We start from the raw sequence: 201 nt of genomic DNA, 5'->3' as shown, positions 1-201 counted from the left end.
TTTATATTGTTCCGCAGTAGCTCAGTGGTAGAGCTATCGGCTGTTAACCGATCGGTCGTAGGTTCGAGTCCTACCTGCGGAGCCATTTCTATTTATATGAAAATTAGCTATGCTTCCATAGCTCAGTAGGTAGAGCACTTCCATGGTAAGGAAGAGGTCAGCGGTTCGAGCCCGCTTGGAAGCTTTCCTATTTTTAAATTA

The 201-nt window shown here is 44.8% G+C and carries 2 tRNA genes; both read left to right on the top strand.

The features are described 5' to 3' along the window. Positions 1-10 precede the first annotated feature (10 nt). Positions 11-85, top strand: a tRNA-Asn gene (locus tag CHI06_RS29310). 26 nt (positions 86-111) lie between these two features. Continuing rightward, positions 112-184, top strand: a tRNA-Thr gene (locus CHI06_RS29305). Positions 185-201 lie beyond the last annotated feature (17 nt).

This window comes from Bacillus sp. 7884-1, from assembly GCF_002272245.1.
GTDB lineage: Bacteria > Bacillota > Bacilli > Bacillales > Cytobacillaceae > Neobacillus.
The sequence above is the reverse complement of the archived record's forward strand: the minus strand, read 5'-3'. Positions and strand labels throughout refer to the sequence as shown.